The sequence below is a fragment of the Vreelandella olivaria genome, from assembly GCF_023507745.1.
In the GTDB taxonomy this organism is placed as follows: Bacteria; Pseudomonadota; Gammaproteobacteria; order Pseudomonadales; family Halomonadaceae; genus Vreelandella; species Vreelandella olivaria_A.
Map to the genome: position 1 here is coordinate 1 of NZ_JALPZO010000116.1, position 20,021 is coordinate 20,021.

Annotated in this window: 23 protein-coding genes; 5 read left to right on the top strand and 18 right to left on the bottom strand. The window is 55.1% G+C overall.

The genetic code is table 11. The features are described from left to right. The coding region (locus tag HP566_RS11465) for a hypothetical protein (RefSeq protein WP_249977398.1) at positions 1 to 187 on the top strand (187 nt) is incomplete at its 5' end. Between the two features lie 144 nt (positions 188 to 331). On the opposite strand, the gene HP566_RS11470 is transcribed toward HP566_RS11465, so the two are convergent. Beyond that, on the bottom strand, positions 332 to 589 hold the full coding sequence (locus HP566_RS11470) for a hypothetical protein (protein ID WP_249977399.1): 258 nt from the start codon (positions 587 to 589) through the stop codon (positions 332 to 334). A gap of 22 nt (positions 590 to 611) precedes the next feature. Continuing rightward, positions 612 to 1,415 (bottom strand): M48 family metallopeptidase, encoded by an 804-nt coding sequence (locus tag HP566_RS11475; RefSeq protein WP_249977400.1) that lies wholly within the window; start codon positions 1,413 to 1,415, stop codon positions 612 to 614. A gap of 99 nt (positions 1,416 to 1,514) precedes the next feature. Between HP566_RS11475 and HP566_RS11480 the strand changes: the two genes are divergently transcribed. Continuing rightward, positions 1,515 to 2,384, top strand: coding sequence for an ATP-binding protein (locus HP566_RS11480; protein ID WP_249977401.1), 870 nt, complete (start codon positions 1,515 to 1,517; stop codon positions 2,382 to 2,384). A 14-nt stretch (positions 2,385 to 2,398) separates the two neighbouring features. On the opposite strand, the gene HP566_RS11485 is transcribed toward HP566_RS11480, so the two are convergent. The 15 genes from HP566_RS11485 to trmJ form a co-directional block, all read right to left on the bottom strand. Further along, complete coding sequence (locus tag HP566_RS11485; RefSeq protein WP_249977402.1) at positions 2,399 to 3,013, bottom strand: hypothetical protein; 615 nt, start codon at positions 3,011 to 3,013, stop codon at positions 2,399 to 2,401. A gap of 160 nt (positions 3,014 to 3,173) precedes the next feature. Continuing rightward, positions 3,174 to 4,577: a ribosome biogenesis GTPase Der gene (gene der / locus HP566_RS11490; RefSeq protein ID WP_249977403.1), complete on the bottom strand. Its 1,404-nt coding sequence runs from the start codon at positions 4,575 to 4,577 to the stop codon at positions 3,174 to 3,176. Next, positions 4,574 to 5,755: an outer membrane protein assembly factor BamB gene (gene bamB / locus HP566_RS11495; protein ID WP_425348190.1), complete on the bottom strand. Its 1,182-nt coding sequence runs from the start codon at positions 5,753 to 5,755 to the stop codon at positions 4,574 to 4,576. The genes der and bamB overlap by 4 nt, the downstream gene beginning before the upstream one ends. Next, positions 5,755 to 6,414, bottom strand: coding sequence for a YfgM family protein (locus HP566_RS11500; RefSeq protein ID WP_249977405.1), 660 nt, complete (start codon positions 6,412 to 6,414; stop codon positions 5,755 to 5,757). The genes bamB and HP566_RS11500 overlap by 1 nt, the downstream gene beginning before the upstream one ends. An 88-nt stretch (positions 6,415 to 6,502) precedes the next feature. Beyond that, positions 6,503 to 7,798, bottom strand: a complete 1,296-nt coding sequence (gene hisS / locus HP566_RS11505) for a histidine--tRNA ligase (RefSeq protein WP_249977406.1) — start codon at positions 7,796 to 7,798, stop codon at positions 6,503 to 6,505. Positions 7,799 to 7,884: 86 nt separating this feature from the next. Further along, positions 7,885 to 9,000: a flavodoxin-dependent (E)-4-hydroxy-3-methylbut-2-enyl-diphosphate synthase gene (gene ispG / locus HP566_RS11510; RefSeq protein ID WP_249977407.1), complete on the bottom strand. Its 1,116-nt coding sequence runs from the start codon at positions 8,998 to 9,000 to the stop codon at positions 7,885 to 7,887. Positions 9,001 to 9,008: 8 nt separating this feature from the next. After that, on the bottom strand, positions 9,009 to 9,974 hold the full coding sequence (locus tag HP566_RS11515; RefSeq protein WP_249977408.1) for a RodZ domain-containing protein: 966 nt from the start codon (positions 9,972 to 9,974) through the stop codon (positions 9,009 to 9,011). A 30-nt stretch (positions 9,975 to 10,004) separates the two neighbouring features. Beyond that, positions 10,005 to 10,709: a type IV pilus biogenesis/stability protein PilW gene (gene pilW / locus HP566_RS11520; protein WP_425348189.1), complete on the bottom strand. Its 705-nt coding sequence runs from the start codon at positions 10,707 to 10,709 to the stop codon at positions 10,005 to 10,007. A 144-nt stretch (positions 10,710 to 10,853) separates the two neighbouring features. Next, entirely contained in the window at positions 10,854 to 12,038 is a 1,185-nt protein-coding gene (rlmN, locus tag HP566_RS11525) for a 23S rRNA (adenine(2503)-C(2))-methyltransferase RlmN (RefSeq protein ID WP_249977410.1), read from the bottom strand. An 82-nt stretch (positions 12,039 to 12,120) separates the two neighbouring features. After that, complete coding sequence (gene ndk, locus HP566_RS11530) at positions 12,121 to 12,546, bottom strand: nucleoside-diphosphate kinase (protein ID WP_159341190.1); 426 nt, start codon at positions 12,544 to 12,546, stop codon at positions 12,121 to 12,123. 167 nt (positions 12,547 to 12,713) lie between these two features. Next, positions 12,714 to 13,040, bottom strand: coding sequence for a HesB/IscA family protein (locus HP566_RS11535; protein WP_249977411.1), 327 nt, complete (start codon positions 13,038 to 13,040; stop codon positions 12,714 to 12,716). 37 nt (positions 13,041 to 13,077) lie between these two features. Further along, positions 13,078 to 14,253, bottom strand: coding sequence for an aminotransferase class V-fold PLP-dependent enzyme (locus HP566_RS11540; protein WP_249977412.1), 1,176 nt, complete (start codon positions 14,251 to 14,253; stop codon positions 13,078 to 13,080). 25 nt (positions 14,254 to 14,278) lie between these two features. Beyond that, positions 14,279 to 14,746 (bottom strand): Fe-S cluster assembly transcriptional regulator IscR, encoded by a 468-nt coding sequence (gene iscR, locus HP566_RS11545; protein WP_249977413.1) that lies wholly within the window; start codon positions 14,744 to 14,746, stop codon positions 14,279 to 14,281. Positions 14,747 to 14,823: 77 nt separating this feature from the next. Next, positions 14,824 to 15,705 carry a serine O-acetyltransferase gene (gene cysE / locus HP566_RS11550; RefSeq protein ID WP_249977414.1) on the bottom strand — a complete coding sequence of 294 codons (882 nt, stop codon included), beginning with the start codon at positions 15,703 to 15,705 and terminating at the stop codon, positions 14,824 to 14,826. Positions 15,706 to 15,839: 134 nt separating this feature from the next. Then, on the bottom strand, positions 15,840 to 16,583 hold the full coding sequence (gene trmJ, locus HP566_RS11555; RefSeq protein ID WP_249977415.1) for a tRNA (cytosine(32)/uridine(32)-2'-O)-methyltransferase TrmJ: 744 nt from the start codon (positions 16,581 to 16,583) through the stop codon (positions 15,840 to 15,842). A 143-nt stretch (positions 16,584 to 16,726) separates the two neighbouring features. On the opposite strand from trmJ, the gene HP566_RS11560 reads away from it, so the two are divergent. Beyond that, positions 16,727 to 17,521: an inositol monophosphatase family protein gene (locus tag HP566_RS11560; RefSeq protein WP_249977416.1), complete on the top strand. Its 795-nt coding sequence runs from the start codon at positions 16,727 to 16,729 to the stop codon at positions 17,519 to 17,521. A 131-nt stretch (positions 17,522 to 17,652) separates the two neighbouring features. Next, positions 17,653 to 18,237, top strand: a complete 585-nt coding sequence (locus HP566_RS11565; protein ID WP_249977417.1) for a TIGR00730 family Rossman fold protein — start codon at positions 17,653 to 17,655, stop codon at positions 18,235 to 18,237. A 13-nt stretch (positions 18,238 to 18,250) separates the two neighbouring features. Here the strand turns inward: HP566_RS11565 and HP566_RS11570 are convergent, their stop codons facing one another. Continuing rightward, positions 18,251 to 19,159: a LysR family transcriptional regulator gene (locus HP566_RS11570; protein WP_249977418.1), complete on the bottom strand. Its 909-nt coding sequence runs from the start codon at positions 19,157 to 19,159 to the stop codon at positions 18,251 to 18,253. Positions 19,160 to 19,266: 107 nt separating this feature from the next. Between HP566_RS11570 and HP566_RS11575 the strand changes: the two genes are divergently transcribed. After that, on the top strand, positions 19,267 to 20,001 hold the full coding sequence (locus tag HP566_RS11575) for a cysteine hydrolase family protein (RefSeq protein WP_249977419.1): 735 nt from the start codon (positions 19,267 to 19,269) through the stop codon (positions 19,999 to 20,001). Positions 20,002 to 20,021 lie beyond the last annotated feature (20 nt).

The following is a 20,021-nucleotide window of genomic DNA, read 5'->3' on the forward strand; positions in this document are numbered from 1 at the left end:
TCTCATCCACGCCGGGCAGTGTGATGGTGAAGTGCAGTCCCGTGCTGAGTGCCATGCTCCCTCCTGGAATCATCAACTGTTAATGAGAAACAGTGATAATAACGAGCCAGGAGCGAAGCACAACCCCTTGAGGGCAGGTGTCAGCGATGTCTTACAACAATGTAAGCGATATCGTACAAAATTTTAAGAAATAGCTTACAAATGGGTAGGAAAGAGCATGGTAGAGAGGTGGGTGAACGAATAGCAAGTACGGCGACAGCTGACAATATATTATGCAAAAGGGCAGCCTGATTGACTGCCCCTGTACGGTCGCCCCTTCTTCAGAAGGGGGTTAGCGGCGTTTGGTATAGAATCCCACCATGCACATCACTAACCCCATGACGGAAAGCAACATGCCGCCGTTTACCAGCAGTGGCGAGCGCTCAAGCCATGAAACAAACGGCTGCGGTGTGTCGCGACAGGCGCTTTCCAGGTAATCCCAGTGCCCGCCTTCCAACTGGCAGGCACGTACATCGCCTAGTTCCCAGAAATAAACGCCCATCAGCACCAGGATGGGCAGAACCAGTAGCAACAAACCAAATCGGATCATTCAAACCTCTGGGTTAGGCCACCTATGGGCGTGGACAGTCAGGCGTTTGGCCGCTATTACGTGCTTGTTCGTAGCTTGCCAGCGCTTGATCCATATTGGCTTGAAGGCCCTCTATACGCTGCCCCTGGCTTGGGTGGGTAGACATCCAGGCGGGCGGCGCACCACCACCGGAAGCAGCCTGCATGTTTTCCCAAAGGGTAATGCTTTCACGGGGGTCGAAGCCAGCCTGTGCCATTAGCTGAAGACCGATCGCATCGGCCTCACTTTCATGTCGGCGTGAAAACGGTAGCGCGATGCCGTATTCAGCGCCCATGCCCAGCACGCCCATTAGCTGTTGGCCGCCTGGAGTTTGCATACCGGATGTGCTGGAAAGGACGGATAAGCCCAGTGAGGTAGCGCTTTGAGTGGAAGCTCGCTCGTTAGCATGGTTGGCGAGCACGTGGCCTATTTCATGGCCAACCACAGACGCGAGCTGATTCTGGTTGGTGGCGATATCCAACATGCCGGTATTCACGCCCATGTAACCACCGGGGAGAGCGAAGGCATTGGGCTGCTCAGACTCGAATACACGAATTTGCCAGTCGAGGTTGCGCTGCTCGGAAGGCAGTACATCAATAATGGCATCCGTAATACACTGAACGTAACGATGGCTTGCCTGATCAGCGCCAGGAACATCCTGCTGGTACTGAGCAAAGGCCTGCTGACCCATTTGGTTGAGCTGATCATTAGACAGCAGTAGCAGCTGCGAACGGCCAGTCGGGGAGGTGGAACATGCCGCGATTGAGGCACACAAAGCAGTTAGAGCCAAGGGTCGGAGCCAGCGCATAGACGGTTTCCTTATAGACGAGTAGGGATCCTTGCACACAAGATAACCACTGTCGGTGGTAAATCAACCCTCTTATCATAACGCAGTCTGAGAGCAACTATGGATGCTGAATTAACCCAACGTTTAATGCGCCTGCTGGATCACGTTGACCACTGGCTGCCGTCAGTGCCGGTTCCAGTGGACTGGAACACTCATGTTGCCGCTATCTGGCAGCGGCACCCATTGGGTGGGCGGCTGTTACCTGTGCCGCCGCGCGATACAATGACACTGGATGATCTGCTCGGTATTGAACGGCAAAAACTGGCCTTAATCGACAACACCCGCGCATTTTTACAAGGTCTGCCCGCCAACCATGCTTTGCTGTGGGGTTCCAGAGGAAGCGGCAAGTCATCGGTGATACGTGCACTGCTCAATTCGCTGAGCAGTGTGGGGTTAAGGTTGATTCAGGTGGACCGCCATGACCTCAGTAGCCTGCCAATGCTGGTTGAGCAACTGCGCAATGCGCCACACCGCTTTGTAGTGTACTGCGATGATCTCTCTTTTGAGGGGAACGATGATGCCTATAAAGCGCTTAAAAGCGTACTAGATGGTGCCTTAACCGGGCCGCCTGAGAATGTTTTGTTATATGCCACTTCTAATCGTCGCCATTTGCTACCTGAATCAATGGAAGACAACAGTGGTTCACGACTGGTGGGCGATGAGCTGCATCATGGGGATGCGGTAGAGGAAAAGATCTCCCTCTCGGACCGGTTCGGCCTGTGGCTGGGGTTCCACCCCTTTAGTCAGGCAACCTACCTGGAGGTATGCGAACACTGGGTGACTCGCATTGGCGAACCGCAAGACTGGAATGACGCTACGAAAGCCGAAGCTGTTCGTTTTGCTACGCTAAGGGGCGGGCGCAGTGGCCGTACGGCATGGCAATTTGCAGCCCAGTGGGTGGGCCGCAAGCGGTTGCATGAGAAGGCTTAGTCGTTTAACAGGCGTTAGCGCTGGGGGATTAATTGACCATCGGCACCCACATTCAGGCGGATGGTCGGGGTCAGTAAGCCTGATGGCAGGGTCATGCCTAAGCCACGCAGATCGCCTGGAGTAATAGCCAGCTCACTGCCTGCAGGCAATTCGCCTTGTGACGCTAACTGGCTGGCAAGTTCCAGCATGGGTTGCATACGCTGAGTATCCGTAGCCAGGATGTCGAACGCGACAGGTAAACGTAACTTGGCATCATCCCCTGGCGTCAGCGTAACGTCCTGCTGGTACTGGCCTTGCACGGGGTCGACTCCTGGCATATCCAGGGTCCAGCGAAACCCGGACATTTCCACGGCGGGCATGCCAGCAGGCAGCCCCAATCCCATCGCCAGTGTGGCTTGAACTGGCAGGGTACCTGCCCCAAGGCTGGAGGCTAGCAGGCTGGTCAGGTCGCTGGTATCAAGACCTGCTTGAAGGTCGTAAGGGCCAATACGGACCTCTTCAATACCCAGAGAGGTAACGGCCAGTCGAAACGCAAACAAACCCGTTTGGGGCAGTGCAAGGCAGCCCGCCAGCAGGCTTGCCAGGACCAGTATGACGCATGTGCGCCAGCGGTTAACGGCATTCAACATAAGATTCCCTCCCAGGAAGGGCTAATAAGGTGGTGTTGAAAAGCGCGGCTATTTGAGTGCCAGCCCGTGCTGCTGTCAAGCAAATTTGTGGGCCATAGCCAAGCATAAAAAACGCCTGCTGGAGAGTCCAGGCAGGCGTCTTACGTATCGATACTGGCTGTTAGCGCCGACTTTTACGTGCTTCTTTGGTACGGTTCAGCTCACGTTTTTTGGCTTTTTCTTTATCGCTGGCTCCCGCCATATGATCAAACGGGTTGTTGCCTGAGCGGAATTCGAAGCGTATCGGGGTACCTTGCACCTTTAACACTTTACGAAAGGTGTTGGTCAGGTAGCGGCGATAGGCTTCTGGCAGGGCTTCGGTCTGGTTACCATGGACAACGATAATAGGCGGGTTGCTGCCCCCCTGGTGTGCCATACGCAGCTTTATACGTCGCCCATGTACCATGGGAGGCGGGTGCTGGCTTACTGCATCCTGCAGTAGTGTGGTTAAGCGGTTGGTTGACCAGTGAGCATTGGCTGCGTTGAACGCGCGTTCAATCGATGGGTATAAATCGCCCACGGCCGTACCATGCAGCGCCGAGATAAAGTGCATCTCTGCATAGTCGGCAAAACCAAGGCGGCGTTTGATATCCGCGCGCATCTTCTCTTTGGCTTCGCTTTCCAGGCCATCCCACTTGTTGACTGCCAGCACCAGCGCACGTCCGGTGGTAAGCACGTAATCCAGCAGGTGCAAGTCCTGCTCTACCAAGCCACTGCGCGCATCCAGCACCATTACCGCTACGTGGCACTCTTTAATAGCGTCGAGAGTTTTGATAATTGAGAATTTCTCGGCAATTTCGCTGACATTTTTCCGGCGCCGAATGCCTGCGGTGTCAACCAGGACATATGGTTTGCCACGTCGCTCAAAGGGGATCTCTATGGCATCACGTGTTGTGCCGGCCTCATCGAACACCACAACGCGCTCTTCACCCAGTAGCCGATTGACCAGTGTGGACTTGCCCACGTTGGGGCGGCCAATGACGCCAATGCGGATGCCTTTTGTGCCCGTATCGGCCGGAATGCTGGGGTCACGTTCTGGAAATGGTTCCAGCACGGTGTCAATCAACAGTGAAACATTGCGGCCATGAGCAGCGGCGATGGGCCATGGATCGCCAAGCCCGAGAGACCAGAAGTCGGCCATTGCCGAATGCTCTTCCAGGCCATCGGTTTTGTTGACGACCAGCCATGTTTTTTTCTGGTTGACGCGCAGGTGATTGGCGATTGCCTCATCGGCAACATTGAGTCCAGCTCGTGCGTCCACCAGGAACAGTACGATATCGGCTTCATCAATAGCGGCCAGGGATTGTTCGGCCATAGCCGCATCAATCCCTTCTTCATCACCACTGATACCGCCGGTATCGATGACCGTGTACGTTTTACCCCCCAGCATGCCATTGCCATATTTACGGTCACGGGTAAGGCCGGGAAAGTCGGCCACGAGGGCATCACGCGAACGCGTCAGGCGGTTAAACAGCGTCGATTTACCCACATTGGGTCGACCGACTAAAGCAATGACGGGTGTCATGGAGTTACTTCCAGGGTTTCCAGGCGGCCATTATTGGCCTGGACATGAATGGTGCTGCCTTCTGTGACCGGGCGCACGCTGATACCCGAGCGGTGAACACGTGTGCGTCCAACCAGATTACCTTCGCGGGCGTCAATCAGATGAACGTAGCCCTCAAAGTCACCGAATACCAGGCGGCCATCAGCAAAGGCCGGGGCGGTTAGCCAGCGATCTTCCAGGTCGTCATTGCGCCAGATTTCCTGGCCGTTGCTGGCATCAAGCGCCACTACATGGCTATCGTCGGTAACGACGAACAGTAAGTCGCCTACCAGAATGGGAGTGTGGCGGCTGGAAAGATTGCTTTCCCACAGAACGCCACCACGGGTGGCTTCAAGCGCAACAACACGGCCGTTATAGCTGGTTACAAACAGCCTCCCATCCGGGGTTACGATAGGCTGACCGGACAGATCCACCAGACGCTCCACTTCGCTACGACCGCGTGGGTTTGCAATTTGCATATCCCACAGCACTTGCCCATTGCGGTTATCCAGGGTGGCTAACCGGCCGTTGGCAAAGCCGACAAAGGTGACGGGATCAATCGCCATCGGTGTGCCCGTACCCCGTAGTGTCAGTGATGGTTGAGAGCTGGTGTATACCCAGAGCTCTTCACCACTGGCGCGATCCAGCGCGGTTACCTGGCCGTCAATGCTCTGAACCAGCAGCAGTTGTTGATTAGCCTGTGGGGCCGCCAGCACTTCGCTGGAGACACGTGAGCGCCAGACCACGCTGCCGTCACGCTGGTCAAGGGCAATCACTTCACCGTTTTGGGTGCCCAGATATACGTGGCCAGCAATGGCATTGAGTGCACTGGAAATGGGGGTGTCCAGTTGGACTTGCCAGTCACGTTCGCCAGTGTCGGCATCTAACGCCATCACCAGGCCTGTGGCATCAGCAGCGAAGACGGTATCGCCTTCACGCGCAGGGGCGATGGGGTAACGGGCACGACCCAGGCCGTCGCCGACATTGCGGCGCCATACGTTGTCCAGCGACGAGGTTTCCTCAAAGCTGTGCAGTTCTTTGGGGGTGTACGCTGGTTCGCCCTTACTGGCACAGCCTGCCAATAACGCTACCGCGACCGCGCCCAGGGTGATGCGTAAAAGCTGTTTGGACAATAGCTGTTTGGTTAGGCTGGTCGTCATCATTGTGTCGCCTCCTCGGCGCCGAGATCATCAAGCTTTAACTGTACGCCGTAAAGCGGCTGATTCCGATGTTGGGCCAGCTCCAGTGCGGTTTGCCAAGCCTCGCGTGCTTGCTCTGTTTCACCCAACGCTGCGTAAGCGTCGCCTCGTATATCGGCCTGCTGGGCAGCGAGCGAGTCGGTAATCGGCTCATCAAGCAGGTTCAGCGCAACATCAGGATTACCGTCGGCTACCTCGATACGTGCCAGGCGTAGCCAGGCCAGACTTTGCACATAACGGCGTGAGGAGTTATTGGTAACCTGCTCAAGGGCGCTTTTGGCATCTGCCAAATTTCCCTGCTGAACGGCAAGACGGGCATCCAGTAACAGTGCCAGCTCAGCATAGAGTGTCCTGCCATAGTCGTCGTTAATTTCGCTAATCAACTCTCTTGCGTTGGCAAGTTGGTCTTCATTCAGGGCATTGCCAGCGGTCATATTCACTAACTGCTGATAACGCACGGAGGCTGCTTCGGACTGGCCCTCCTGGTAGTTCTGCCAGGCGTTCCAGCCAAAGACCCCCGCCGCAGCGAGAACAGCGCCTGCAATTAGCGAAGTTCCGTTCTCTTTCCACCAGCGTTTAACGACATCCAGCTGCTCTTCTTCGCTTCTTAGATCCGCCACGGGCGGCCTCCTGTTCTATTGGCTTAGCCACTTGGGCGGCTAGCAAGTATTCATCTGCCAAAAAAGCGCAGTCGGTTTGGCAGTAATATTAATGGGAAACTAAGTTGTGAAGTGTCGCGGCAAGGTCAGTTTGGGCCACTTGCTGTTGTTCGCGCTCTTCACGTAAAAACTTGAGTGTTGCCGCGTTGTTCGCCAACTCATCTTCGCCCAGCAGAACGGCAATGGGCGCATTGCTTTTATCCGCTTTCTTCATGCGGCTTTTGAAACTGCCGCCACCGCAGTGTAGCTGTAACCGCAGTGTGGGCAGTTCGTTGCGAAGCTGCTCAGCCAGGGTCAGAGCTGCCACGGTGGCACTGTCGTCCATCGGTAGCAGATAAACATCACAACCACCCAGGGCTTCGTCGGGCACCAGATTGAGCGTTTCCAACAGCAGCACAAGACGCTCAATGCCCATGGCGAAGCCAACGGCAGGCGTAGGTTTGCCGCCCAGCTGTTCAACCAGGCCATCGTAGCGTCCACCTGCGCAGATGGTGCCCTGGCTGCCCAGCGCGGTAGTCGTCCACTCAAATACCGTGCGGCAGTAGTAATCCAGCCCACGCACCAAACGCGGGTTAATCACATATTGGATACCTGCGGCATCCAGCATGGCTTTCAACTGTTCGAAGTGTTCCCGGGAATCGTCGTCCAGGTGATCCATTAGCTGGGGTGCACTGTCGAGCATGGTGGCCATTGCCGGGTTCTTGGAATCGAGAATCCTGAGTGGGTTGCTGGTCAGGCGCCGCTGGGAATCTTCGTCCAGGATATCGCGATGCTGCTCAAAATAAGCCACCAGTTTATCGCGGTAGGCCGCGCGTGCTTCACTCGAACCCAGTGAGTTCAGTTCCAGCGTTACGTGATCCAGAAGGCCTAGCTCTTTCCACAAGCGGGCAGAGAGCAAAATGACTTCGGCATCAATATCCGGGCCGTCAAAGCCGTAGGTTTCAACCCCCACCTGGTGGAATTGGCGGTAGCGGCCTTTTTGCGGGCGCTCATGGCGAAACATGGGGCCTTGATACCACAACCGCTGGGTTTGGTTATGTAGCAGGCCGTGTTCCATTGCTGCCCGCACGCAGCTGGCTGTGCCCTCTGGGCGCAGTGTCAGGCTGTCACCATTACGATCATCGAAGGTATACATCTCTTTTTCGACGATATCGGTGACTTCACCAATCGAGCGGGCGAACAGTGCCGTTTGTTCAACAATCGGCGTGCGAATTTCATCAAAGCCATAGCGATGCATCAACTGGCGTACTTTGGCCTCAAAAAATTGCCAGCGGGGGCTCTCGCTGGGCAGTAGGTCGTTCATACCACGGATTGCTTGAATCTTTTTTGCGGCGGACTTGCTCAATGAAAACTCCTTGTATGGGAGACAGCGCTGGCGGCAGGCTGAATGGATAAATGCTGCACGTTCAGGCTGGGCAATCTGGCTCGGCGTTAAACGCTGCGAGCAATCATATCGTTTTCCTGCTGCTGTTTTTGACGTACTTTCTCGCGGATCAGCTTTTCGAGGTCATCCACCAAATGGTCGTTGCGCAGCTTGCTGGCGGGTTTGCCATCGATATACACCAAGTTGGCAGGGGAGCCACCGGTAAGGCCAATATCGGTCTCTTTTGCCTCGCCCGGGCCGTTGACGACACAGCCAATTACTGAGACGTCCAGCGGTGTCATCACATCTTCCAGGCGCTCTTCGAGCTGATTCATGGTGCTGATAACGTCAAAGTTTTGCCGCGAGCAGCTTGGGCATGCAATGAAGTTGATGCCTTTGGCGCGTAACTTCAGACTTTTCAGCATGTCAAAGCCGACTTTTACCTCTTCCACCGGGTCGGCGGCGAGGGAAACGCGGATTGTATCGCCTATTCCATCCATGAGCAGCATGCCAAGCCCGATGGAAGACTTAACCGTACCTGAACGCAACCCGCCTGCTTCGGTAATACCCAGGTGCAGGGGCTGTTCAATGCGAGAGGCCAGATCGCGGTAGGCGGCGACCGCCATAAAGACATCCGAAGCCTTTACACTGACCTTGAACTCTGGGAAGTCCAGGCGATCCAGGTAGTCAATATGGCGCATGGCGGACTCCACCAGTGCTGCGGGAGTTGGCTCGCCATATTTTTTCTGGAGGTCTTTTTCCAGCGAGCCAGCATTGACACCGATACGAATGGGAATGCCGTGGTCTCGAGCGGCGCTAACCACTGCCCGAACCCGGTCTTCACGACCTATATTGCCGGGGTTGATGCGCAGGCAGTCAACGCCCAGTTCAGCAACCCGCAAGGCGATTTTGTAATCAAAATGGATGTCTGCAACCAGCGGAACATTCACCCGTTTTTTTATCTGACCAAAGGTTTCGGCGGCATCCATATCGGGCACCGAGACGCGCACGATATCGGCACCGGCCTTTTCCAACTGCTGAATTTGAGCCACCGTGGCGGCTACATCCAGTGTGTTGGTATTGGTCATGCTTTGAACAGCGATCGGCGCATCGCCACCTACGGCTACATTGCCAACATGAATCTGGCGAGACGGGCGGCGTTTAATTGGGGAAGGGGCGTGCATAAGATGAGTCATTCTCCCAGAGTAAAGCGGGCAACATTGTTAGCGCCTGCGCGTTGGGGCAGGTTAACTACCTCGCCCTGATAGCGCAGTTCCACGCCGGTGGCATTACCGATAGTTAAGCGAAAGGGCGGCTCACCCTCCACTGAGGCGGTGGTGCCTGGCGTTTGCAGGCCGACAAACACTCTCTGGTTGCTGGCATCAAAGATTTCTGTCCAGGACTGCTCATTAAAGGTCAGTTCCAGCGTGTTCGCATCTGCTGTTGATGCAGTCTCTGGTTCCGGCTCCGGCTCTTCTTCTTGGGTAGCTGATGCGCTGCCAGCCAGTATGGCGGACTCAGTTGCTTCTTCCGTGAGCGCTGCGGGTCCGGTCTCTGTGCTGGCGGCTGTGGCGCTGCCTTCTGTAGCCTCTCTGAATGGCTCCGCTGCGATGTCATCAGGTGTTTGAGCAGTAGAGGCGGGTGCTGGCTCAACGACGGGGGTCGGCTCTGGCTCTATTGTGGCGTTGAAGTCTCCCTCTTCTTCCATGGTGGGGGTGGCGCCCATGCTGGGGGGCTCGCTACCACCACGGCTTTGCCACCACATGACGGTGACGGCAATCAGGCCAACGATAACCAATAAGGTCACCAGTTTGAACAGCCATGCGCCTACCTTGGAAGGTGGTCGGGTGACCGCGACAGGAGTGACTTTTCTCTCTGCATCGGCGACACCATGGTGCTCCTGGTAGGCATCCAGTATCAAATGATCATCCATGCCCAAATACTTGGCATAGGCACGCAGATAGCCGCGTCGGTAGGCGGTAACAGGTATTTCATCGTAATTATCTTTCTCTAATCCATCTATTACCGCAGGGCGAAGGTTGAGCGCGCGTGCGGCGTCTCCAAGTGGTACCCCCAATGCTTCGCGCTGGCGCGAGAGCAGCTCACCAGGAGTGGCAGTGTGTGAGGTAATACTATCTTGTGACTGTATCTCGCTCATGGCTGAGCATCCTTCAATAAAAATAGGTGATCAGGGCGCCAGTAAGTCGGCATTCAGCAGGCGCTGGTAATCGGCAGCCGCAGCGTAATCGCCACGGGCGTGGGCGAGGTCAATCGCCATTTCCAGTGCCGCCGGGTCTGGTTCTGCCAACTGCAAATAGCTTTGCAGTGGCTCCCAGGCGCGATCGTAATTGCCCTGCGAAACTTCCAGTTCGGCTAACATTAAGTACCCACGTGGGTTACGCGGGTCGATACTTTGTGCGCGTTGAAATACGTCGCGCGCATTATCAAACTCTTCCAGTGCCACGTAACACTGCCCTAAATTAGTGAATAGTTGGGCGCGGTTGGCGTACTGGGCATCCTGCGATGCGATTTCCAACTGCTCACAGGCTGCGGAAAACTGCGCCTGCTGGTATAAAAACGCGGCGTAATTATTACGTGCTCGGGTAAACGAGGGAGCCGCTTCTACGGCTTGCTGGAAATAGTGATCAGCAAGCTCATATTCCCCTTGCTGCTGATAGACCAGCGCAAGGGCTTGAAGTGCCTCAGAATGGCGAGGATTAATCTCCAGAGCGCGGTCAAGCGCGTTTAACGCACGTGGCAGGTTATCACGCTCTAAATAGGCCACGCCTAACTGGGTATAGGCATCCGTCGCTTCTTGGTTGATCTGGCCTGGGGCGCTATTTGTTGTGGCACAGCCGGCAAGCCACATGCTGCATAAAAGCGCAGACAGCATGGGTACCCTGAATGGGGGTAGGCACCTGCAGTAACCGATCATGTACGCCCTCTTGCGGTAGCTATGAAAACCCAGTGCCGTTATGGCAAATAAAACCGTGTCCATCAAAGCGCTGTGCTTAGTGGAAGTCAAGATAACGTAGGCTTAGTCTGCATCAAGCTGCACTGACTGAATGTAACGTGCGCTGCGTTTAGTACGATCTTTAACACGTCCCACCAGTTGGCCACAGGCCGCGTCGATATCATCACCCCGTGTTGTACGCACGGTGGCGTTGTAGCCCAAATCATAGAGCCACTGCTGAAAACGCATGACCTGATTACGAGATGGCTTTTCATAACCGGAATTTGGGAACGGGTTAAACGGTATCAGATTAATCTTGCAAGGTAGCTCTTTCAGCAGCGCTGCTAGTTGTTCCGCATGCTCCTGCTGGTCATTGATGTCTTTTATCAGCGTATATTCAATGGTGACCTGACGGTTGTCGGGGCATTTAGACAGGTAGCGGTGACATGCATCCAGCAGTGCGCGAATATTGTACTTACGATTAATCGGCACCAACTCGTTGCGCAATTCGTCAGTTGATGCATGTAGCGAAATGGCCAGGCTAACATCGATCTCATCACCCAGCTTATCCAGCATTGGTACCACGCCTGAGGTGGAGAGCGTGACCCGGCGCTTGGAAAGCCCGTAGCCATTATCGTCCAGCATCAGCTTCATGGCGGGAACCACGTTGTCAAAGTTGAGCAGGGGTTCGCCCATGCCCATCATCACCACGTTGGTTACCGGGCGGTTGGCCGTGTCGCGGCGGGGGCCTACACTGCGCTGAGCAACCCATACCTGACCAATGATTTCGGCAGCAGTGAGGTTGCGCTGGAAACCCTGTTTGCCGGTTGAACAAAAACTGCAGTCCAACGAACAGCCCACCTGGGATGAGACGCACAGCGTACGCCGTTTGCCGTTTTCGGCTGGAATCAGCACCGTCTCAACATAGCTACCGTCTTCTACCTCCAGTACCCACTTGCGGGTTCCATCGCTGGAGGTGCCTTCATAGACAACACCGGGACCGCGAATCTCAGCCACTTTTGCCAGTTTCTCACGTAGCGGCTTCGACAGGTTGGTCATCGCTGCGAAATCATCGCTACCTTCCTGGTGGATCCACTTCATTACCTGGGCGGCGCGAAACTTCTTTTCACCAATTGATTGAAAGAAGGTTTCCATCTGCTCGCGGGACATGCCAAGCAGGTTCTGGCGCTCTGGCGCTGGATGGGCGGCAGGTGCGCGTTCGGTGGTGGAGTGGGAGGCAGGCGTATGTTGAGCTACGGTGGTGGTCATGGCGGTCAGCGTTCAGAAAGAGGCGGGGGCACAGCCCCCGCGAAAATGGCCGGCAACGGATGTTGAAACGGCAGCGCGGTGTTTAGCGCGGGCAGATTTCGTCGTTACCGAAGAAGTAGCTGATTTCGCGCTCAGCACTTTCCGGGGAGTCAGACCCATGGACAGCGTTAGCGTCGATTGTTTCCGCAAAGTCAGCGCGAATTGTGCCCGGTGCGGCTTCTTTTGGATTGGTGGCACCCATTAGCTCACGGTTTTTGGCGATAGCGCCTTCGCCTTCCAGAACTTGTACAACCACCGGACCGGACGTCATAAAACCTACCAGATCTTTGAAGAAAGGACGCTCTTTGTGTTCAGCGTAGAAGCCCCCAGCCTTTTCTTCGGAAAGGTGGAGCATCTTGGCAGCAACCACCTGTAAGCCTGCTTTTTCAAAGCGGGCAATGATGTCACCAATAGCATTTTTAGCAACCGCATCAGGTTTGATAATAGAAAGGGTACGTTCAGTCGCCATGCAAAAATCTCCTTAAAGAGGGATAAAGCAGAAATTGCCGCCCCGGATGGCCGGGGCGGCGCAGAAAAATGTTTCGGCAGTGTCGCGCATGCATCACTGGATGCCGAGTGGCCGCGATTATAGCGCTTCAAGGTAGGGATGAATACCGGTGATATTGCCGTGAAAGCTCAGACAGTAAAGCTTTCTCCGCAGCCACACTGGTCTTTTACATTGGGGTTGTTGAAGCGGAAAAAGCGATTCAGTCCTTCGCTTACATAATCCACCTCACTGCCGTCCAGCATATCCAGCGCGTCGGGAGCAACGTAAACGCTGGCACCGTGCTCCTCAAAGCGGATCTCTTCGTCCTCCACCTCATCGGCAAAGTCGAGTACATAGCTATAGCCTGAGCAGCCACTGGGCTTGACGGAAACGCGCAGGCCCAGCCCTTGACCACGCTCGTCAAGTACATGACGAATCTGTTGGGCTGCTGCGGGCGTAATGGAAAGTGTTGCCATGAGCGTCCTCCTTTAGGAAGTCCTTAATGTCAGCCGCTTAGCGAGCAGGCGAGCGTAGTCCGCTCACCGCATGACGAATAAGACTTAATGCATGATCAATATCGGCGTCTTGGGTAAAGCGGCCAAAGCTAAAACGCAGTGACGAAAGGGCAAGCGCGCGTGGAGTACCAATGCCTAACAATACATAGGAAGGGTCAACGCTTGCCGAGTTGCAGGCCGAACCGGTCGATACAGCGATGTCGCGTAGTGCCATCAGCAGTGACTCACCATCCACGCCTTCAAAGGCAATGTTGAGAATATTGGGTACTGCATGGGTAACGGGGGAGTTGGCAATAATGCCATCGATGTCTTCAAGCCCCTGCAAAAAGCGTTTGCGCAAGTGTGTGATATGGGCCTGATCTGTCTGGTGCTGTTGCTGCATCAATAAGAATGCTTCACCCATGCCAGCAATTTGGTGAGTGGGTAGCGTACCTGAGCGCATGCCCCGTTCATGCCCTCCACCATGGATCAGCGCCTCAACGCGAATATCCGGGTGGCGTTTCACATACAGAGCGCCCACCCCTTTGGGGCCATAGGTTTTGTGACCTGATAAAGACATCAGATCAATCTGCTGTGCTGCCACATCTAAAGGGACCCTGCCGACTGCCTGGGCGGCATCAGTGTGAAAGGCGGCGCCAAACTGGTGGGCAACTTCCGCCAGTGCTGCAAGATCATGAATACTGCCCAGCTCATTATTCACCGCCATCAGCGAGACCAGGGCAGTATCATCGCGCATTGCACCGTGTAGCTGTTCAGGTGAAATCCGGCCATCTTTATCCGGGGTGAGCCACGTGACTTCAAACCCCTCACTTTCAAGTGCTTTCGCGGTATCCACAATCGCTTTGTGTTCGATTTTGGAGGTGACGAGATGCATCCCGCGTTCGCGATTGGCACGCATAAAGCCAATCAGCGCCAAATTATTGGCTTCCGTTGCACCGCTGGTCCAGACAATCTCACGCGGGTCGGCGCCAATGGTATCGGCCACTTGGCGGCGTGCCTGTTCAACTACCTGTTCTGCCTGCCAGCCCAGCATATGGCTGCGCGAAGCCGGGTTGGCAAATAGCTGATCAACCGTCAGGTAACGCTGCATCACCGTTGCCACACGGGCATCTACCGGCGTGGTGGCGGCATAGTCTAAATAGATGGGCAGCGAAGGTGAGGTTGTTGAAGTCATGGGTTCCAGCGTGTGGTATTGATATTCAAGGAGATACAGTAAGAATACTAACTTTTGCGCGATGCTCTTGCCGGGAAGCGATACGTATAACATCGGGGCGTTGCATCAGTTGGGCAAGGGTAATGCCATCGAGAAAGTTACGAATTTGCCCCGATAGTTCGCACCACAGGTGGTGGGTTAAGCAGGTACTGCCCTGCTGACAGTCAGAAAGGCCCTGGCAGCGTGTCGCATCGACCGTTTCATTTACGGCATCAATCACCTGGGATACGCTGATCTCTTCTGGGTGTCTCGCCAATAAGTAACCGCCACCGGGCCCGCGCACGCTGGTAACCAGCCCAGCACGGCGTAGACGGGCAAACAGCTGCTCCAGGTAGGAGAGGGAAATCTCCTGGCGTTGTGAAATATCGCCCAGGCTGGTGGGGCCGTGCTGAACATTCAGCGCCAAATCAAGCATGGCAGTAACAGCGTAACGACCTTTTGTGGTCAAGCGCATGACAGGTACCTCGACGCTGGTTTCTCAGCGTACTTACGGCAAATGTACTGCCATTATGGAAATCCTGAGTGCTTTGGTCAACTATTGTGCGAGTTGGGTGTATCTGAGGTTGCGTCAGCTGTCGGATTTTGTACCTTGGCTTCGCGGGTGGAGTTGCCAAGGCCAGGGCAACCGGTGTCCTCTTCATCGAGAATATCGGCAAAATCTTCATCCCGCAGCGCGGGTAGTTGCCCATCCCGATAGCTGGCGTCCAGCTTGCGCAGTGTGGCGCACATACGCTCTATGCGTTCGTCCACGGCATGCATATGATCCAGCATTGCCTGCATGGAACGGGCAACGGGGTCTGGCATATCCTGGCTGACACCGTAAGCATCAAAACCAAATTTCTGGCAAATAGCTTCCCGCCGGGCTGGGTCCACATTCAGTGCTTCCTCAACATCAGGGTTGGCACGCTTGACGATCTTGCCTGGAATACCCACCACGGTAGCTCCTGCGGGTACTTCTTTGGTCACCACTGCATTGGAGCCAATTTTCGCCCCAGCCCCCACGGTAAATGGGCCTAAAATTTTGGCACCCGCGCCTACAATCACACCATCTTCAAGGGTGGGGTGCCGCTTGCCTTTATTCCAACTGGTGCCACCCAATGTCACGCCCTGGTAAAGCGTTACGTTGTCGCCCACCAGTGCGGTTTCGCCGATCACCACACCCATGCCATGGTCGATAAAGAAACGACGGCCAATGGTGGCACCAGGGTGTATCTCAATACCCGTTAACCATCGGGAGAATGTCGACAGTGTGCGGGCCAGCCACTTGGCGTTTTTCACCCATAGCCAATGGCTGCAACGGTGCAGGAGGAGCGCGTGAAGACCAGGGTAGTTGGTCAGCACCTCAAGAAAATTACGTGCCGCAGGATCGCGGTCGAATACGCTGTTAATGTCTTCACGCAGGCGTTGAAACATGGGTAATCCTTGGGCGTTAGGGTATGGCCTCAAAGTAGCCGGATACCCTGGAATATCGTAAGCAGGATAGCGATGTTGGGGCATGCCGCTGTAACTTCAAGTTTAGGGTAGTCGCCGAGCCCCTGCTTGCCACCCTAGCGCTGCCTGGGGAGGGCCGCTTTTTCCGTTGCTGAAAGAATCCCCCTCAAGATATTCATTTCCATTTTTTCCGGACGAGCACGTAAATAGAGACGGCGCAGTCTGGCCATTAACTGCCTCGGTTGATCCGGGTCATGAAACTCAATTGCCACCAGAGTGCGCTCCAGGTGCTCAAAGTAGCGCTCCAGCTCCTCGTGGGTAGCTCGCTCATCTTGTTCATCGGTCACTGTGGGCGGCTCTATCTGGCCTAACCATGCCATACGGCATTCGTAGGCCAGAACCTGTACTGCTGCCGCAAGATTTAATGAACTGAAATCTGCATTAGTGGGTATATGCACATGGGCATGGCAGCGCTGTAGTTCGGTATTGGTCAGCCCACTGTCCTCACGCCCAAACACCAGAGCCACCCTGGCATTATCAGGCTTACACTCCTGGGGCAAGCGTGCGGCAAGCTCGCGGGGGGAGAGCATTGGCCACGGTAACGTGCGCGAGCGTGCGCTTGCCCCAACGGCCAAGGTGCAGTCAGCGATGGCCTCCTCAATAGAGGCATGGAGAGTTGCCTGATGGAGTAAATGGTCGGCACCAGAGGCCCGGGAAATACTGTCTTGTGTAATGACGTCGCAGCGGGGAGCGACCAGGGCTAAATCGGCCAGGCCCATGTTGTGCATGGCACGGGCGACACCACCAATGTTGCCGGGATGGCTGGTGCCGATAAGAACAATTCGGATGCGCTCAAGCATAATAGGCTCGGTGATCAAGTACGGAAAGCACGCAGTTTAGCATGAGTCGATGGCATGCCCGAGGGGGCTCTGCTAGAATTGCGCGCCAAAGGCAGTCCGTCGCTGCCCACCGTTCTTTAACATCACTGTGACAAGGCCCGATCATGAATCCGATGGTCCAATTTACGCTGCGCGCCGCGCGTAGCGCTGTTGAGCATTTTTTACGTGTCCGTGAGCGTATTGAAAACGCCCATGAAGAATTTAACCTCGATCGTCTGCTGGAAGATACCGCCCGCAAGGCTGAGGCAACAATTGTTCAACAGTTGGAGCGTGGTTACCCTCACCATGGCCATGCCGGCCGCTATACTCCCCATAAGGCGGGTGAAGGCGAAGGTGCAGAGACCATTTGGAAGATTGAACCACTTCATGGTTACTCGAACCTGGCAGTGGCTGGAAAAGGCTTTGCACTCTCAGTGGTGTGTCTTGTTAAAGGTCGCCCCGAACACGCAATAGTGGTCTCGCCTTTTGGTGATGACGAATATATTGCCAGTCGTGGGCGCGGCGCGCAGCATAACGATAAGCGCATGCGGGTGAGTAAACCCACTGCTGTTGCAGGTACTCGTATCGCTATGAGCTTGCCGGAGTCCTGGCTGCGTCCCCGTCACTTACCTGCCTACCTGACCATTACCCAGCAGCTGGCCCCTCAGGTGGAGACGCTGCTGGCAACCGGCTGTGGTCTGCTGGATATGTGTGAGCTGGCGACTGGCCGCGTGGATAGCGTCTTTGTGCTCGGTCTTGAAGAGCAGGATATGCAGGTGGGTACCCTGTTTTTAAAAGAAGCAGGGGCGCTAATGGGAACCCCGGATGGTCAGCCGAGCGTTAAAGCGGAAGGGCTGCTGATGGCCGCGGGGCCGCGCCTTTATAAAGCCTTGATTAAACAGCTGGCACCGCATTTTTAATGTGCTGAGGCACAAAATGTGATGTACGCAACGCCCTGCCGGTATCGGCAGGGCGTTTTACGTTGTAGGCTTGATTTGTCGGCGTTTCAGCGCTCTGATGACCCCCTAATATAATTAACGGGAAAAGATGTATGCACCAACTATCTGCCATTGCCGTCTTTTGTGGCTCTAACACAGGTGGTTCGTCTGTTTATGCCAGTGGAGCAGCCGAACTGGGTGCCAGTTTTGCTGCTAGCCGTATCAAGCTGGTATATGGCGGTACCCATAAGGGGCTGATGGGAGTGCTGGCTGATGCGTTACTGGAAGGCCAGGGTCATGCCCATGGTGTGATTACGCAGCGCTTATATGCGAAGGGGCACCTTCATCCCAGGTTACAGGAGCATGAAGTGGTTGCCACCATGCGCGAGCGTAAAGGGCGCATGGCTGAACTGTCGGACGCGTTTATTGCGTTGCCCGGTGGAATCGGCACCCTGGAAGAGTTCATGGAAGTGTGGACATTGAATCAGCTCGGAGAAATCCAAAAGCCACTTGGATTGTTTAACGTCAATGGCTTCTTCGACCCCTTTATGGCGTTTATTGATCATATGATCACCGAACGTTTCCTGCCCCCTGCACACCGTCATTCGATCGTGGTGGAAAGCGAGCCCCAACGATTGCTGGAAGGGCTTAAGCACTATCAACCCACGGATGTACCCAAGTGGCTACCCTCACCCTAGCGCTTCTTCAGCGCTATGACGTAATGTCCATCTGATCCAGGTGCTGGGTAAGCTGGTCGGCGAAGCGTGCGGCGGCAACGGAGAGGGTGCGCCCTCGTAATTGAGCACAAATCAGTGGGGCGGTGGGCACATCGCGCTCATCAATGGGGCGCGAGATAATCGAACTCTCCTGAGTAATGTCGGGAGTGCCAATGGCAATTTGAAAGCCAACACTGCGATGGTCCTGTAGTAACCCCCGCATCAACTCAAAGGAGTTGGTTTCGGCACTGATCTGGGCTTTGTGGGTACGCCGCACCAGAATGGGGCTTAACAGCTCCCGCACTCCCAGTGAGGCGTCCGGCAGCACTAATGGATAATTCAAGCATTCACTCAGCCGAACGGTAGGTTGAGTCGCCAGCGGGTGGTGCACCGACATGAGTGCAACCACGGGTTGGGCCACCATGATCAGTTGTAATACCTCCGAGCTCATCTTGGGGAATACCACAACAGCAAGATCTGCCTCGAAAGCCATCAAAGCCTTCAGGGCCTCACCGCGATCGGCAATACGAATAGTAAATGAAACCCCTGGGTGGCGTTCCCGAAACAACCGGATTTGCTCAGGTAAAAACTTAAGTGCCAACGCCTGGCTGGCCACTAGAGATACATGCCCTTTACGCAGCCCTTTAAGCCCCTCAATTTCTGACCGTACCCGTTCCAGGTCCGCCATGTGGCGGCGCACATAATCCAGAAATATCTCCCCAGCGGCGGTCAAGCGCATGCCTTTGGAGTGGCGCTCAAAAATTTGTGTGCCCAGCTCTTCCTCTATCTGCTGTATGCGCCGATCCAGAGCCGAGGGGGTGATGTAAAGCGCTTCGGAGGCGCGCCGGATTGAACCGGCTCTGACGACGGCATCGATATACTCGAAGAGGCGAAGATGCTTCATGGTTTTCTCCAGCGTTGAGTTTTTTAGAACACTATCCGAATTTTTTAGCAATAGATATCATCGCAATAACGGGGCTAGTCTGAAGACAGTCATCAAGGAGGCCGTCCATGATCCCCCAATACTCACCATCCCATGCAAGGCCATCCACGGTATCGCTGGTCAGGGAAGTACCTGCACCAAACGTGCTTACCCTGGCAGCCGACCCTTGTCCGGTTTCCATTGATCTGGCAAGGAGTGCACTGGTGGTCGTGGATATGCAGAACGACTTTTGCCATCCCGATGGCTGGTTTGCCACCAGCGGCACCGATATTGCTTATGCAAGAGAGATTATTCCCCATCTGGCAGGGTTAATGGCCAGTGCCCGGCAACGCAAGGTGCCGGTGATTCATCTGCACTGGGGAGTACGGGCCGACACGTTAGAGCTGAGTACGGGTCAGCTTATGTTTGGCAACCGGTTTGGCGAGCGCCCAGGGTACGGTGATCGCGCTACGTCTGGGCATTCCATTTTGGTGCGCAATGAGTGGGGGGCGGCGGCTGTTGATGAGCTGGCACCTGCCACGGATGACATCGTCGTGCACAAAAGCCGCTTCAGTGGATTTTGGCATACCGAACTGGATGCCATTCTTCGTCGACTGGATGTGACCACTCTTCTTTTCGCTGGCATCAACACGGAGCGTTGCGTTATGGCAACGCTCCAGGATGCCTCCTTTCTTGGTTACAACGTTGTGCTCATGGAAGAGGCGGTGGCAACACCGTCGCCTGATGCGTCACGTCAGGCAGCATTGACGTTGATTCGACAACTGTATGGGTTTACAGCATCAGGTTGCTCACTTGCTGGCTAGCCCTGTGTTCTTCTCACTCT